Origin of the sequence: Pseudomonas sp. SCA2728.1_7 (assembly GCF_018138145.1) — a bacterium.
Lineage (GTDB): Bacteria > Pseudomonadota > Gammaproteobacteria > Pseudomonadales > Pseudomonadaceae > Aquipseudomonas > Aquipseudomonas koreensis_A.
Window position 1 is genome coordinate 3,712,605 of the sequence record NZ_CP073104.1, and the last position, 13,977, is coordinate 3,726,581.

Consider the following 13,977-nt stretch of genomic DNA (forward strand, 5'->3'; position numbering starts at 1 on the left):
ACCCGATTCCATCTGTAGGAGTGAGCCTGCTCGCGATGACGGCGGCATATTCAACGAATCTGTTGACTGAACGTCCGCTATCGCGAGCAGGCTCACTCCTACAGGGATCGGGGATGAATTAATCCACAGGGCCTGAAGCATGCCGCAACCGTTCATATTCCGTACCGTCGATCTGGATGGCCAGACCCTCCGCACGGCGGTACGCCCCGGCAAGCCTCACTTGACGCCCTTGCTGATTTTCAACGGCATCGGCGCCAACCTGGAGCTGGTGTTTCCGTTTGTCGCGGCGCTGGACCCGGATCTGGAAGTGATCGCCTTCGACGTGCCCGGTGTCGGCGGCTCGTCCACGCCGAACCGGCCATATCGCTTTCCCGGTCTGGCCAAGCTGACCTCGCGCATGCTCGATTACCTCGACTACGGTCAGGTCAACGTCATTGGCGTGTCGTGGGGCGGCGCGCTCGCGCAGCAGTTCGCCTACGACTACCCCGAGCGCTGCAAGAAACTGGTGCTGGCGGCGACCGCGGCCGGTGCCGTGATGGTGCCGGGCAAACCGAAAGTGCTGTGGATGATGGCCAGTCCGCGGCGCTACATTCAGCCTTCCCATGTGATCCGCATCGCGCCGCTGATCTACGGCGGCTCGTTCCGACGCGATCCGACCCTGGCCGCCAGCCACGCCGCGAAAGTGCGTTCGGCCGGCAAGCTCGGTTACTACTGGCAACTGTTCGCCGGCCTCGGCTGGACCAGCATTCACTGGCTGCACAAGATCCATCAGCCGACGCTGGTGCTGGCCGGTGACGACGATCCGCTGATCCCGCTGATCAACATGCGCATGCTCGCCTGGCGCATTCCCAACGCCCAACTGCACATCATCGACGACGGTCATCTGTTCCTGATTACCCGCGCTGAAGCGGTGGCGCCGATCATCATGAAATTTCTCCAGGAGGAACGGCAGCGCGCGGTGATGCACCCGCATCCGACACCGCTCGGCGGTTAATCCCGGCGGCAGGCTTTATGCAGGCCTTTGGCAAAGAGTGCGCGGCAGGACGCCGCGCAGGCAGCAACCCGCAACAGCGTCTATGGTGTTCTGGTTCGGTGAGTTTGTTTTTGGCCTGAAGACGAAGGAGTGTTGAGTCATGCGCGACAAACCAGCGACGGGCGTTGTGCCCAGCCCCGCCGTGTTCATCAACGCACAAAGTGCGATCACCGGCCTGCGTGGGCGGGATTTGATTTCGACCTTGCGCAGCGTCGCCGCCCATGGCCTGCGCAACCCAATCCACAGTGCGAAGCACGCGTTGAAACTTGGTGGCCAACTGGGCCGCGTGCTGCTCGGCGAAACCCTGCACCCGACCAACCCGAACGACAACCGCTTCGCCGATCCGGCGTGGAGCCTCAACCCGTTCTACCGGCGTAGCCTGCAGGCCTATCTGGCCTGGCAAAAACAGGTCAAAAGCTGGATCGATGAAAGCAACATGAGCCCGGACGATCGCGCCCGTGCGCACTTCGCCTTCACCCTGCTCAACGACGCCGTGGCGCCGTCCAACACCCTGCTCAACCCGCTGGCAGTCAAGGAGCTGTTCAACTCCGGTGGGCACAGTCTGGTGCGCGGTCTCAGCCATTTGTTCGATGATTTGCTGCACAACGACGGCCTGCCACGTCAGGTGACCAAACAGGCTTTCGAGGTCGGCAAGACCGTCGCCACCACCACCGGCTCGGTGGTGTTCCGCAACGATCTGCTGGAGTTGATCCAGTACAAGCCGATGAGCGAAAAGCAGTACGCCAAGCCGCTGCTGGTGGTGCCGCCGCAAATCAACAAGTACTACATTTTCGACCTCAGCCCACATAACAGCTTCGTCCAGTACGCCCTGAAGAACGGCTTGCAGACGTTCATGATCAGTTGGCGCAACCCGGATGTACGCCATCGTGAATGGGGCCTGTCGACCTACGTCGAAGCGGTGGAAGAAGCGATGAACATCTGCCGGGCGATCACTGGCGCCCGCGAGGTCAATCTGATGGGCGCTTGCGCTGGCGGGCTGACCATCGCCGCGCTGCAAGGGCATTTGCAGGCCAAGCGGCAACTGCGCCGCGTCTCCAGCGCGACGTATCTGGTCAGCCTGCTCGACAGTGAAATCGAAACCTCGGCGACGCTGTTCGCCGACGAACAAACCCTCGAAGCGGCCAAGCGCCGCTCGTATCAAAAGGGCGTGCTCGACGGTCGCGACATGGCCAAAGTCTTCGCCTGGATGCGTCCCAACGATCTGATCTGGAGTTACTTCGTCAACAACTACCTGCTGGGCAAAGAGCCGCCGGCCTTCGACATCCTCTACTGGAACAACGACAACACCCGACTGCCGGCGGCATTTCACGGTGACCTGCTGGACTTCTTCAAGCACAACCCGCTGACCCATCCGGGTGGACTGGAAGTCTGTGGCACGCCGATCGATCTGCAGAAAGTCACCGTCGACAGCTTCAGCGTCGCCGGCATGAACGACCACATCACGCCGTGGGATGCGGTGTATCGCTCGACCCTGCTGCTCGGTGGCGAACGGCGTTTCGTGCTGTCCAACAGCGGCCATGTGCAGAGCATTCTCAACCCGCCGAGCAACCCTAAAGCCGCGTACGTCGAGAACGCCAAGATGAGCAGCGACCCGCGCGCCTGGTACTACGACGGCAAGCACGTTGACGGCAGCTGGTGGCCGCAGTGGCTGGAGTGGATTCAGCAACGCTCGGGGGCGCAGCACGAAACCTCGTTCACCCTCGGCAATCCGAACTATCCACCGATGGAGGCAGCGCCCGGTACTTACGTGCGTGTGCGCTGACGCTTAACCGAACTTTTCTAAGAAGACTGGATGAAAACCCGCGACCGGATTCTCGAATGTGCTTTGCAACTGTTCAACGAAAAGGGCGAGCCGAACGTCTCCACTATGGAGGTGGCCAACGAAATGGGCATCAGCCCGGGCAACCTCTACTACCACTTTCACGGCAAGGAACCGCTGATTCTCGGGTTGTTCGAACGCTTCCAGAATGAACTGGCGCCACTGCTCGATCCGCCGGCGGATGTGGAACTGGCGCCCGAGGATTACTGGCTGTTTTTGCATTTGATCGTCGAGCGGCTGGCGCAGTACCGCTTTCTGTTTCAGGACCTGTCGAACCTCGCCGGACGCTTGCCGAAACTGGCCAAGGGCATTCGACATCTGCTCAATGCGCTGAAGCGCACGCTGGCGTCGTTGCTGGCGCGGTTGAAGGCTTCGGGGCAGTTGGTCAGTGATACGCAGGCGCTGGGGCAGTTGGTGGAGCAGATCACCATGACGTTGCTGTTTTCGCTGGATTATCAGCGGATTCTGGATCGTGAGGGTGAGGTCAGGTTGGTTGTGTACCAGATCATGATGCTGGTGGCGCCGCATCTGCTGCCGCCGGTGAAGGTCGCGACCGAAAGGATGGCTTTGCAATACCTTGAAGATCACGAGTGAATCAAGAGCCCCTCACCCTAGCCCTCTCCCGGAGGGAGAGGGGACTGATCCGGGGATGCTGATGAGCTACGCCGACCTGAAATTTCTCTGTTGAATCCATAATCGACTCGGTTTTTCAGGTCGATGCATGACGCAAGACATTGCGGTCGGCTCCCTCTCCCTCCGGGAGAGGGCTGGGGTGAGGGTAAGCTTTAAAAACGGCACAAACAAAAACGCCCGACCTTCACAGGCCGGGCGCTTTATTTTGCCCTGAAAAATCAGGACTGACTGGTTGGCGTCGACGGCGTCGATGCAACAGTCGGGGTAGCCACCGGAGTCGGTGCCGCGGCGGAGTTCGACGCGCTCACCGGGGCCGCCGGAGTGGCCGGCTTGGCTGCAGCAGGTGCTGCTGGCTTCGGCGCAGCGGCTTTCGGCGCGGCCGGTTTTTTCACTGCTGGCTTCTTCGCCACAGCCGGTTTGGCCGCAGGCTTGGCAGCCGGTTTGGCGGCAGCGGTTTTCGCGGCTGGCTTGGCGGCAGGTTTTGCTGCGGTTTTGGCCGCAGGTTTAGCTGCCGGTTTGGCAGCGGCTTTGGCGGCAACCGGTTTGGCTGCAGCTTTTGCGGCCGGCTTGGCGGCGGCGGTTTTCGCAGCTGGTTTAGCCGCGGCTTTTGCAGCAGGTTTAGCTGCCGCTTTGGCCAGTGGCTTGGCAGCAGACTTGGCCGCTGGTTTGGCCGCAGCCGTTTTCGCTGCCGGTTTTGCCGCAGCGGTTTTGGCCGCCACAGGCTGGGTTTTCAGACCGGTGAGTTTTTCGATCTGCTTGGTCAAGGTTTCCACCTTGCTATGCAGTGCTTTGACCTCATTGCGGCTCGGTACGCCCAGGCGCGAAATCGCGCTGTTCAGGCGCTTGTCGAAAGCCCCTTCCAGCTCGTCCCATTTGCCCAGGGCGCGATCTTTCACGCCGCTGATGCGCGACTTGGCCGAAGAAGCGGAGTCCTTGGCGGCATCGACTTTTTTGCCGACTGCAGACTTGGTGAGCTTCTCGGCTTTCTCGCCGTCTTTGACCAATGTATCGAAGAGCTTGCTGCCGTCAGTGTCGATCTTCGAGTACACGCCTAAACCAGCCAGCCAGATTTTTCGGGAGTAGTCTTCGACTTTCCCGATCCACGAGCTGCCTTCTTTATCGGTGTTCTTTTTACCAGCCATCCCGTTCTCCTTAAGATTTACGCGCGACGCGTTCGAGCAATGCCGTCAGCTCATCGAGCTTAGCAGAGAGTGTCTCAACGTCATGTTTAGACGGAATGCCGATACGATTCAAGGCGCTTGCTACGCGGGAGTCGAACGCCTTCTCGACCTTGTCGAGTTGAACTTCGACACGACCTTTGAAAGAACTCACTTCGCTCTTGGCTTCATCGATCTCGGCGTTGGCCGCTTCGAGTTTTTCGGTGACGGCTTTTTTGCCTTTCTTTTCAACAGTTTGACCAGCCTTGATCAACTCCTGAAAGTACTCGCTGCCCTCTTGGCCGACCTTGGCGTAGGCACCCAGGCCTGCCAGCCAGATCTTGCGGGCATAGGATTTGACGTCGCTCAGAGCAGAAGTCGAAGCGTCGATTTTTTTCTTCAAAATTACTTTGGCCATGGTGCACCTCACGCGCAGAAGGTTTGAGGAACTGCCCGCGAAAGTGTCGGGCTCAGGCACAAAGTAGGCAGAAAAATTAGAAACGGCACCCTAACAACTGACATGAACCTCAGGCCGTACACAAAACAAATGTAGGAGTGAGCCTGCTCGCGATAGCGGTGTATCAGTCAAAAATGATGTCGACTGACAGACCGCTATCGCGAGCAGGCTCACTCCTACAGGGGATCGTATTTCAGGCGGAAATCAGACCAGGGCTTTATCGAGGGCTTTTTCGATCTCGGCTTTGATCATGCCGCTCATGGCCGACATCATGATGCCCAGTTCCACGTCGACCTTGATCGAATCGTCCGCCACATGCACCGCGCCTTTCACGCCCGAGCGCTTGAGGTTCAGGGTGTCGCCGGACCATTGCGGCTCCAGGCCATATTGTTCGGAGAGTTTTTGCGCCAGCTTGTCGGCCTTCTCGCGGGCGGCTTCCTTACCCAGATTGTGGGCACGCTCAACAGTGATTTTGGCCATTGATTGACTCCTGCTTTTTGAATGGGGCGATAAATAGGTATCGGTAAATCTTGACCGCCGCTGCGGCAAATCGTCCCGAGGGTTGCCCATCTTACCTTTAGCCATTCCAAGACAAAGCATGGCTTGGGGATTAGAATGTCGCGCATTCTCTTTTGGTGACAGCGATATGACTGATCAGCGCAAAGGCAGCGATGCCGAACCCACCACTCACTTCGGCTTCAAAAACGTTCCGGAAAGCCAGAAAGCGGAAAAAGTCGCTGAGGTTTTCCACTCGGTAGCCGCCAAGTACGACCTGATGAACGACCTTCTGTCGGGCGGCATGCACCGTTTGTGGAAGCGTTTCGCGATCGAACTGTCGGGCGTGCGCAGCGGTAACCGCGTGCTCGACATCGCCGGAGGTACCGGTGACCTGACCAAAAAATTCTCGCACCTGGTCGGCCCGACCGGTCAGGTCGTGTTGGCCGACATCAACGAATCGATGCTCAAGGTCGGCCGTGATCGTCTGCTCGATCTGGGTGTCGCCGGCAACGTCGAGTTCGTTCAGGCGGACGCGGAAAAACTGCCGTTCCCGGACAACCATTTCGATTGCGTGACCATCGCCTTCGGCCTGCGCAACGTGACGCACAAAGAAGACGCTCTGCGCTCGATGCTGCGCGTGCTCAAGCCTGGCGGTCGTCTGCTGGTGCTGGAATTTTCCAAGCCAACCAACGCGCTGATGTCGAAAGCCTACGACGCCTATTCGTTCGCCTTCATGCCACTGATGGGCAAGCTGATCACCAATGACTCGGAAAGCTATCGCTACCTGGCCGAATCGATCCGCATGCACCCGAATCAGGAAACCCTGAAGTCGATGATGGTCGACGCCGGTTTCGACCGCGTGACCTATCACAACATGACCGCAGGCATTGTCGCCCTGCATCGCGGCATCAAGCCCTGATGTTGCTCACCGGGCTGCTCGCCAGCGTTGAACTCGGCCTCAACCGGGTGCTGCGTCTCGACAGCACGGCGCTGCCGCGACTGGCGCATTTGACCGGCAAGGTGATTGCCGTCGACTGCCGCAGCCCGGCGCTGCAACTGTTCATCCTGCCGAGCGACGAAGGTCTGATGCTGGCCTCGCACTGGGAAACCGCTGTCGACTGCACCCTGCGTGCGCCGGCCTCGAGCTTGATCAAACTGGCCGTGAGCAAAGACAAGACCGCGGTGTTGCACGCCCCGGAAGTCGAGCTCGATGGCGACAGCGGCGTGCTGCTGGAGCTGGCCGGCGTGCTGCAGGACCTTGAGCTGGACTGGGAGTACGAACTCTCGCGCTGGCTCGGCCCGGTTGCCACGCAACTGGTCGGTGGCCACCTGCGCAGCCGCGCACGCTGGTATCAACAAGGATTTGCCAGCCTCAACCAGAACCTCGCCGAATACCTCGCCGAAGAATCGCGCACCCTCGTCGGGCAGCGCGAAGCCGAAGCGCGGTTCAGCGAACTGGACCGGATCAAACTTGATCTGGAACGTCTCGAGGCGCGTTTCGAGCGCCTCTCCCGATCCCTCGACCCAAGCGATAACGCATGAAGCTGCTCGCCGTCCGCCGTCTGCTGCGCATCCAGTCTGTCGTGATCCGCTACCGCCTCGATGACCTGCTGTTCGATCTGCCGCTGCCCTGGTTTCTCCTGGCGCTGCGCTATGTGCTGCCATGGCGCTGGTTCCCGCGCAAGCCGCTGGACCTGAGCCGGGGCGCACGTTTGCGTCTGGCGTTGCAGGATCTCGGGCCGATTTTCATCAAGTTCGGGCAGATTCTTTCGACCCGCCGCGACCTGCTGCCGGAAGACATCGCCGATGAGCTGATGCTGCTGCAGGACCGCGTGCCGCCGTTCGATTCGCAGCTGTCGATCAAATTGATCGAAGAACAGCTGGGCAAGAAAATCAGCGACGTGTTCAGCCGCTTTGACGTCGAACCGCTGGCTTCGGCCTCGGTGGCGCAGGTACATGCCGCGCAGCTGAAAACCGGCGAAGAAGTCGTGGTCAAGGTGATCCGTCCGGGCCTGAAGCCGATCATCGCGCAGGATCTGGCGTGGCTGTTCATTCTTGCCCGCGCCGCCGAAAAACTCTCCGCCGACGCGCGGCTGCTGCACCCGGTCGACGTGGTCCAGGACTACGAAAAAACCATCTACGACGAGCTCGATCTGCTGCGCGAGGCGGCCAACGCCAGCCAGTTGAAACGCAACTTCGAAGGTTCGCCGCTGCTCTACGTGCCGCAGGTCTACTGGGACTGGTGCCGGCCGAAAGTACTGGTGATGGAACGTATCTACGGCATTCAGGTGACCGATCTGGCGACCCTCGCCGACCAGCGCACCGACATGAAAATGCTTGCCGAACGCGGTGTGGAGATCTTCTTCACCCAAGTATTCCGCGACAGTTTCTTCCACGCCGATATGCACCCGGGCAACATCTTCGTCAGCACCGTCAATCCGTGGAGCCCGCAGTACATTGCGATCGATTGCGGCATCGTCGGCAGCCTGACCCCGGAAGATCAGGATTATCTGGCGCGCAACCTGTTCGCCTTCTTCAAGCGTGACTACCGTCGCGTGGCACAACTGCACATTGATTCGGGCTGGGTGCCGGCGGAAACCAAACTCAACGAATTCGAAGCGGCGATCCGTACCGTGTGCGAACCGATCTTCGAAAAACCGTTAAAAGATATTTCATTTGGCCAGGTGCTGATGCGCCTGTTCCAGACTGCGCGTCGCTTCAACATGGAAGTGCAGCCGCAGCTCGTTCTGCTGCAAAAAACCTTGCTGAACATCGAAGGCCTCGGCCGTCAGCTGTACCCGGATCTGGATCTGTGGAACACCGCGCAGCCGTTCCTGGAGCGCTGGATGCGCGAGCGCGTCAGCCCGAAAGCCTTGCTCGGCAACGTGCAGAGCCAGTTCGAACAACTGCCGCACTTGGCCAACATGGCTCGCGATCTGCTCGAACGCATGTCCCAGCCGCACGCCTACGACCCGCCACCACCGTGGCACAAACGCAAGGATGACTGGTTCCTGCGCCTGCTCGGTTGCGCGCATCTGGCCGGCGGGGTGATCCTCGCCCTCGGTGGCCCGCTGCACGAATTGGGGCATTGGCCGGCGGGAATCATGGTGGCAGTCGGCTTGTATCTGGTCGTTCGCCGATAGCCAGTTTCGTGATCGGCTGGCACACTGTTTCAATGCCTGAACCCGACTATTGAAGTGTGGGGTTCGCTGTCGGAGTCGAAGATGAAAAACTGGCTGGACGAGATCAAGTGGGACGCTGATGGCCTGGTGCCGGCGATTGCCCAGGATCACAAGACCGGACGCGTGCTGATGATGGCCTGGATGAACCGCGAGGCGCTCGAACTGACCGCTGCGGAAAACCGTGCAATCTACTGGTCACGTTCCCGTGGCAAGCTGTGGCGCAAGGGCGAAGAGTCCGGCCATGTGCAGACGCTGCATGAAATGCGTCTGGACTGTGACGCCGACGTGATCATCCTGATGGTTGAACAGATCGGCGACATCGCTTGCCATACCGGCCGTCAAAGCTGCTTTTACCGTGTCTTCGAAAACGGCGACTGGAAGACAGTCGACCCGGTTCTGAAAGACCCGCACGCCATTTATTCCGCAGGACACAAACATGAGTGACACCCTGACCCGCCTCGCTCAGGTGCTTGAAGAGCGCAAGGGCGCAGCCGCCGACAGCTCGTATGTGGCTAGTCTGTATCACAAGGGTTTGAACAAGATTCTGGAGAAAGTCGGCGAAGAGTCGGTCGAAACCATTATTGCCGCCAAGGACGCCGCCATCAGCGGTGACTGCAGCGATGTGATCTACGAGACCGCCGACCTGTGGTTCCACAGCATGGTCATGCTCGCCCAACTGGGGCAGCATCCGCAGGCCGTGCTGGATGAACTGGATCGCCGCTTCGGCCTGTCCGGACACGTCGAGAAAGCCTCGCGTCCGTCCGCCTGAACAATTTCTAGAGAGGAACAGCAACATGGGCATTTTTGACTGGAAACACTGGATCGTCATTCTGGTTGTCGTGGTGCTGGTGTTCGGCACCAAGAAACTGAAAAACCTCGGCACCGACGTCGGCGAGTCGATCAAGGGCTTCCGCAAAGCCATGAACGACGATGAAAAACCGGCTGCCGATCCAACCGTGACGCCTGCGCAGCCGGTGCCACCGGTGCAGCCGCAAGCCACCGCTCAGGCCAACCCGCCGCACACCATCGACGTGCAGGCGCAGAAAGTCGAAGAGCCGATCCGCAAAGACGTGTGAGCACTGACTAATGTTTGGTATCAGCTTCTCTGAACTGCTGCTCGTCGGCCTCGTGGCCCTGCTGGTGCTGGGCCCCGAGCGTCTGCCGGGCGCTGCGCGCACTGCCGGCCTGTGGGTCGGACGGTTGAAGCGCAGCTTCAACGCGATCAAACAGGAAGTTGAACGTGAAATCGGTGCCGACGAGATCCGTCGGCAACTGCACAACGAGCACATTCTGTCGCTGGAGCAAGAGGCGCGGAAGATTTTCAGCCCGGTTCAACAGGAACCGACGCCGGTTGAGCATGTGGGTCAGCAGACGATTCATGCGCCTGCCGCACCTGCTCCAACACCAGCACCAGCACCAGCACCAGCACCGGCTGCCGTTGTAGCATCGACAGAACCGGCGCCATCCGTTGCGGAACATTCTGTTGAACACGTTGCGCCAAACGCCGCGCCGACCACACCTGCGCCTCACGACTCCACTCTGCCGCCGCGAGCCCCATGAGCGATCTCCCCGAAAACGACCAGCACATGCCGCTGGTTTCGCACCTCACCGAGTTGCGCACCCGCCTGCTGCGTTGTGTGGCGGCGATCTTCATCATCTTCGCCGGGCTGTTTGCGTTCACCCAGCAGATCTACACCTTCGTCTCGACGCCGCTGCGCCAGTACCTGCCAGTCGGCGCGACGATGATCGCCACCGACGTGTCGTCGCCGTTCCTGACGCCGCTGAAGCTGACGATGATGGTCTCGCTGTTCCTCGCGATCCCGGTGATCCTGCATCAGATTCTGGGGCTTTATCGCGCCGGGCCTGTACAAGCATGAGAAGCGCATCGCGGTGCCATTGTTGGTGTCGAGCATTCTGCTGTTCTACACCGGCATGGCGTTCGCCTATTACTTCGTGTTCCCGCTGATCTTCAAGTTCTTCGCCGCGGCCACCCCGGCCGGCGTGGAAATGATGACCGACATCGCCAGTTACCTCGATTTCGTCATGACGCTGTTCTTCGCCTTCGGCGTGGCGTTCGAAATCCCGGTGGCTGTGGTGCTGCTGGTGTGGATTGGCGTGGTCGACGTCAAATACCTGAAGAAAATCCGCCCGTACGTGATCATCGGCTGCTTCGTGGTCGGCATGATCCTGACGCCGCCGGACATCTTCTCGCAGACCCTGCTGGCCGTGCCGATGTGGATGTTGTATGAAATCGGCATTCTGTTCGGTGGCTTGATCAGTAAGCGCGAACGCCCGGACGAGAACCCGGCCGACGACCACAACGACCAGCCGCCAGCGACCCAGGCATGAATCTGCTGTTGCTCGAAGAGGCCGATTTCATTGCGGCCGACCGCGTGGTGCTGCGTGATCGGCGCCTGACGCACATGCAGGAGGTTCACCGCTCGGAAGTCGGTGACAGCCTGCGCGTCGGGCGCATCGATGGGTTGATGGGTTCGGCCGAGTTGCTGCGCCTGGAAGCGGGTGAAGCCGAACTGCGCGTCAGCCTCGATCAGCCGCCACCGGCCAAATTACCGTTGACTCTGGTACTCGCCCTACCGCGTCCGAAAATGCTTCGCCGGGTGTTCCAGACCGTGGCGACCATGGGCGTGCCGAAGGTGATTCTGGTCAACAGCTATCGGGTCGAGAAGAGTTTCTGGCAGACACCGTTTCTTGAGCCTGAAGCGATTCGCGAAAATTTGATCCTCGGCCTCGAACAGGCGCGCGACACCGTGCTGCCGGAAATCATCATTGAGAAGCGCTTCAAGCCTTTCGTTGAGGATCGGCTGCCAGCGATTACCGTGGGCACCCTCGGCCTGGTCGGTCATCCCGGCAACTATCCGCCGTGCCCACGCGCCCTCAACGAACCCGTGACCCTGGCCATCGGTCCCGAAGGTGGCTGGATCCCCTACGAAATTGATCTGCTGGCCAAGTCCGGCCTGCAACCGGTACAACTCGGCGAACGCATCCTGCGCGTCGAAACCGCCGTCACCGCCCTGCTCGCCCGCCTGTTCTGATTCTCCGCACCAGATAAATGGTGTTACAGATTGCCATCATTCGGCCGATACCCTCTCCATAAGTCCAATTAGTGGTCGGGGAGTCGTCGCATGTACCGTTGGTTAGCCGAGAATCTTGGAAACGTCAGCGTCAAACGCAAGCTGGGAATCGGTTTCGGCCTGGTGCTGTTGCTGACACTGTTGATCACCTTCACCGGCTGGACCGGCATGAACGGCATCATCAGCCGTGGTGACAAACTCGGCTTTATCTCCAGCCTTAACGAGCTGACCAAGGACCTGCGCCTGGCGCGTCTGGACTACGAAGCACGCCGAGGCGAACAAGGCCCGGGCGCGGTCACCGATCTGCTGAACAAACTCGACAGCGGCCTGCAAACCGCACGCAGCCTGATTGAACAGCCGTCCGACGCGGCGATGGTCGATCAACAACTGGCCGCCGTTGCCGAATACAAGCGCGCTTTTGCCGACATGACCCAGGCCACCGTGCAGCGCGAAGACGCCCGCAGCAAGCTTGGCGCGAGTGCCGACAACGCCGTGGCCAAAGTCGCGGAAGTGGAAAAATCCATGCTGGCGGGTGATAGCGTCGCGCAATTCAACAGCGTGATAGAGCTGAGCAAACTGCTGCAGCAGGCCCGCTACCAAGTGCGCGGCTACACCTACAGCGGTAAGGCCGAAGCCGAGCAACCGGCGCTCGACGCCATCGACAACGCCCTGAAAAACCTCGACAGCCTGCCGGCCAAATTGCCGGAACAGCACATTGCCAACCTGCAACAGGCCACTGATTCGATCAAAGCCTATCGTGCCGCCGTTGCACAGTTCCGCGACTCCCAGGTCAACAACGCCAAGGCCGCCGCGCGCATGTCGACGCAGGGCGACATCCTCATCGACGTCAGCAAGAAACTCACTGAATCGCAAACCGTGGTGCGTGACACCGATGCCGCTCACGCCAAAAACATGCTGATCATCGCCACCCTGCTGGCCGTGGCCTTCGGATTGTTGGCCGCTTGGGCGATCACCCGCCAGATCATCATCCCGCTGAACCAGACCTTGAAAGTCGCCGAGCGCGTCGCTGCTGGTGACCTGACCCACAATCTGGTGTCCCTGCGTCGTGACGAATTGGGCCAACTGCAACGCTCGATGCAGAGCATGACCCAGGGTCTGCGTGAACTGGTGGGCGGCATCAGCGATGGTGTCACCCAGATCGCCAGCGCTGCCGAAGAACTGTCGGCCGTGACCGAGCAGACCAGCGCCGGGGTCAACAATCAGAAAATCGAGACCGATCAGGTCGCCACCGCCATGAACGAAATGGCCGCCACCGTGCAGGAAGTCGCGCGTAACGCCGAGGAAGCGTCCGAAGCCGCCGTCGCCGCTGACCAGCAGGCCCGCGAAGGCGACAAAGTGGTGGGCGAAGCGATCGCGCAGATCGAGCGTCTGGCGCTTGAAGTCGGCCACTCCACCGAGGCCATGGGCGAACTCAAGCGCGAAAGCGACAAGATCGGCAGCGTCCTCGACGTGATCAAATCCGTGGCCCAGCAAACCAACCTGCTGGCCCTCAACGCGGCCATCGAAGCGGCACGTGCCGGTGAAGCCGGGCGTGGTTTCGCGGTAGTTGCCGACGAGGTGCGCAGCCTCGCCCAGCGCACGCAAAAATCCACCGAAGAGATCGAAGAGCTGATCGTCGGCCTGCAAAACGGCACCCAGCAAGTGGCGACGATCATGGACAACAGCCGCACCCTGACCGACAGCAGCGTCGAGCTGACCCGTCGTGCCGGTGGTTCGCTGGAAAGCATTACGCGCACCGTGTCGGCGATTCAGGCGATGAACCAGCAGATTGCGGCAGCAGCCGAGCAGCAGAGCGCGGTGGCTGAAGAGATCAACCGTAGCGTGCTGAATGTGCGGGATGTCTCGGATCAGACATCGGCGGCGAGTGAAGAGACGGCGGCGTCCAGCGTTGAGCTGGCGCGCCTTGGCACGCATCTACAGATGCTGGTCGGTCGATTCAAGGTTTGAAGTGATTCATCGGCCTCGGTTCACTGTGGACCCGGGTGATGCCATTCGCGAGCAGGCTCGCTCCCACATTGGACAACTCGGTCAACTGTGGGAGCGAGCCTGCTCGCGAAGGCGTCC

The 13,977-nt window shown here is 60.2% G+C and carries 15 protein-coding genes and 1 pseudogene; 13 read left to right on the forward strand and 3 right to left on the reverse strand.

The features are described from left to right. Positions 1-139: 139 nt before the first annotated feature. The 3 genes from phaZ (at position 140) to KBP52_RS16505 (ending at position 3,467) form a co-directional block, all read left to right on the forward strand. On the forward strand, positions 140-994 hold the full coding sequence (phaZ, locus tag KBP52_RS16495) for a poly(3-hydroxyalkanoate) depolymerase (RefSeq protein WP_034152967.1): 855 nt from the start codon (positions 140-142) through the stop codon (positions 992-994). A 139-nt stretch (positions 995-1,133) separates the two neighbouring features. Next, entirely contained in the window at positions 1,134-2,816 is a 1,683-nt protein-coding gene (phaC, locus tag KBP52_RS16500; RefSeq protein WP_077570401.1) for a class II poly(R)-hydroxyalkanoic acid synthase, read from the forward strand. A gap of 30 nt (positions 2,817-2,846) precedes the next feature. Further along, complete coding sequence (locus KBP52_RS16505; protein WP_212620568.1) at positions 2,847-3,467, forward strand: TetR/AcrR family transcriptional regulator; 621 nt, start codon at positions 2,847-2,849, stop codon at positions 3,465-3,467. 257 nt (positions 3,468-3,724) lie between these two features. On the opposite strand, the gene KBP52_RS16510 is transcribed toward KBP52_RS16505, so the two are convergent. From KBP52_RS16510 to KBP52_RS16520, 3 genes are all read right to left on the reverse strand, one after another. Continuing rightward, entirely contained in the window at positions 3,725-4,648 is a 924-nt protein-coding gene (locus KBP52_RS16510; RefSeq protein WP_212620569.1) for a phasin family protein, read from the reverse strand. 10 nt (positions 4,649-4,658) lie between these two features. Next, entirely contained in the window at positions 4,659-5,081 is a 423-nt protein-coding gene (locus KBP52_RS16515) for a phasin family protein (protein ID WP_025110281.1), read from the reverse strand. 243 nt (positions 5,082-5,324) lie between these two features. Then, entirely contained in the window at positions 5,325-5,600 is a 276-nt protein-coding gene (locus tag KBP52_RS16520) for a polyhydroxyalkanoic acid system family protein (RefSeq protein WP_077570393.1), read from the reverse strand. A 166-nt stretch (positions 5,601-5,766) separates the two neighbouring features. Between KBP52_RS16520 and ubiE the strand changes: the two genes are divergently transcribed. The 10 genes and pseudogenes from ubiE (at position 5,767) to KBP52_RS16570 (ending at position 13,860) form a co-directional block, all read left to right on the forward strand. After that, positions 5,767-6,537 carry a bifunctional demethylmenaquinone methyltransferase/2-methoxy-6-polyprenyl-1,4-benzoquinol methylase UbiE gene (gene ubiE / locus KBP52_RS16525; RefSeq protein WP_008080626.1) on the forward strand — a complete coding sequence of 257 codons (771 nt, stop codon included), beginning with the start codon at positions 5,767-5,769 and terminating at the stop codon, positions 6,535-6,537. Then, a complete protein-coding gene (locus KBP52_RS16530; protein WP_034152973.1) occupies positions 6,537-7,160 on the forward strand; it encodes an SCP2 domain-containing protein in 624 nt (207 codons plus the stop codon). The genes ubiE and KBP52_RS16530 overlap by 1 nt, the downstream gene beginning before the upstream one ends. Beyond that, on the forward strand, positions 7,157-8,761 hold the full coding sequence (gene ubiB / locus KBP52_RS16535; protein ID WP_034152974.1) for a ubiquinone biosynthesis regulatory protein kinase UbiB: 1,605 nt from the start codon (positions 7,157-7,159) through the stop codon (positions 8,759-8,761). The genes KBP52_RS16530 and ubiB overlap by 4 nt, the downstream gene beginning before the upstream one ends. Positions 8,762-8,842: 81 nt before the next feature. After that, a complete protein-coding gene (gene hisI, locus KBP52_RS16540; protein WP_007909357.1) occupies positions 8,843-9,244 on the forward strand; it encodes a phosphoribosyl-AMP cyclohydrolase in 402 nt (133 codons plus the stop codon). After that, positions 9,237-9,569 (forward strand): phosphoribosyl-ATP diphosphatase, encoded by a 333-nt coding sequence (locus tag KBP52_RS16545; protein ID WP_003220849.1) that lies wholly within the window; start codon positions 9,237-9,239, stop codon positions 9,567-9,569. The genes hisI and KBP52_RS16545 overlap by 8 nt, the downstream gene beginning before the upstream one ends. 25 nt (positions 9,570-9,594) lie before the next feature. After that, a complete protein-coding gene (locus tag KBP52_RS16550; protein WP_003220847.1) occupies positions 9,595-9,876 on the forward strand; it encodes a twin-arginine translocase TatA/TatE family subunit in 282 nt (93 codons plus the stop codon). A gap of 10 nt (positions 9,877-9,886) precedes the next feature. Then, the gene (tatB, locus tag KBP52_RS16555; RefSeq protein ID WP_116029252.1) at positions 9,887-10,360 is read left to right on the forward strand and encodes a Sec-independent protein translocase protein TatB; all 474 of its coding nucleotides are present in this window, start codon (positions 9,887-9,889) and stop codon (positions 10,358-10,360) included. Continuing rightward, a pseudogene (gene tatC / locus KBP52_RS16560) lies at positions 10,357-11,149 on the forward strand (twin-arginine translocase subunit TatC). The gene tatB and the pseudogene tatC overlap by 4 nt, the downstream one beginning before the upstream one ends. Further along, positions 11,146-11,853 carry a 16S rRNA (uracil(1498)-N(3))-methyltransferase gene (locus KBP52_RS16565; protein ID WP_212620570.1) on the forward strand — a complete coding sequence of 236 codons (708 nt, stop codon included), beginning with the start codon at positions 11,146-11,148 and terminating at the stop codon, positions 11,851-11,853. Before tatC ends, KBP52_RS16565 begins: the two are co-directional and overlap by 4 nt. Positions 11,854-11,943: 90 nt before the next feature. Beyond that, entirely contained in the window at positions 11,944-13,860 is a 1,917-nt protein-coding gene (locus tag KBP52_RS16570; RefSeq protein WP_212620571.1) for a methyl-accepting chemotaxis protein, read from the forward strand. Positions 13,861-13,977: the final 117 nt, after the last annotated feature.

Bases quoted from the DNA above. Each gene is read 5' to 3' on its own strand.
- KBP52_RS16505 (WP_212620568.1), top strand. From the start codon at position 2,847: ATGAAAACCCGCGACCGGATTCTCGAATGTGCTTTGCAACTGTTCAAC.
- KBP52_RS16565 (WP_212620570.1), top strand. From the start codon at position 11,146: ATGAATCTGCTGTTGCTCGAAGAGGCCGATTTCATTGCGGCCGACCGC.
- KBP52_RS16515 (WP_025110281.1), bottom strand. From the start codon at position 5,081: ATGGCCAAAGTAATTTTGAAGAAAAAAATCGACGCTTCGACTTCTGCT.
- KBP52_RS16510 (WP_212620569.1), bottom strand. From the start codon at position 4,648: ATGGCTGGTAAAAAGAACACCGATAAAGAAGGCAGCTCGTGGATCGGG.
- phaC (WP_077570401.1), top strand. From the start codon at position 1,134: ATGCGCGACAAACCAGCGACGGGCGTTGTGCCCAGCCCCGCCGTGTTC.
- KBP52_RS16520 (WP_077570393.1), bottom strand. From the start codon at position 5,600: ATGGCCAAAATCACTGTTGAGCGTGCCCACAATCTGGGTAAGGAAGCC.
- phaZ (WP_034152967.1), top strand. From the start codon at position 140: ATGCCGCAACCGTTCATATTCCGTACCGTCGATCTGGATGGCCAGACC.
- KBP52_RS16530 (WP_034152973.1), top strand. From the start codon at position 6,537: ATGTTGCTCACCGGGCTGCTCGCCAGCGTTGAACTCGGCCTCAACCGG.
- KBP52_RS16570 (WP_212620571.1), top strand. From the start codon at position 11,944: ATGTACCGTTGGTTAGCCGAGAATCTTGGAAACGTCAGCGTCAAACGC.
- KBP52_RS16550 (WP_003220847.1), top strand. From the start codon at position 9,595: ATGGGCATTTTTGACTGGAAACACTGGATCGTCATTCTGGTTGTCGTG.
- KBP52_RS16545 (WP_003220849.1), top strand. From the start codon at position 9,237: ATGAGTGACACCCTGACCCGCCTCGCTCAGGTGCTTGAAGAGCGCAAG.
- ubiB (WP_034152974.1), top strand. From the start codon at position 7,157: ATGAAGCTGCTCGCCGTCCGCCGTCTGCTGCGCATCCAGTCTGTCGTG.
- hisI (WP_007909357.1), top strand. From the start codon at position 8,843: ATGAAAAACTGGCTGGACGAGATCAAGTGGGACGCTGATGGCCTGGTG.
- tatB (WP_116029252.1), top strand. From the start codon at position 9,887: ATGTTTGGTATCAGCTTCTCTGAACTGCTGCTCGTCGGCCTCGTGGCC.
- ubiE (WP_008080626.1), top strand. From the start codon at position 5,767: ATGACTGATCAGCGCAAAGGCAGCGATGCCGAACCCACCACTCACTTC.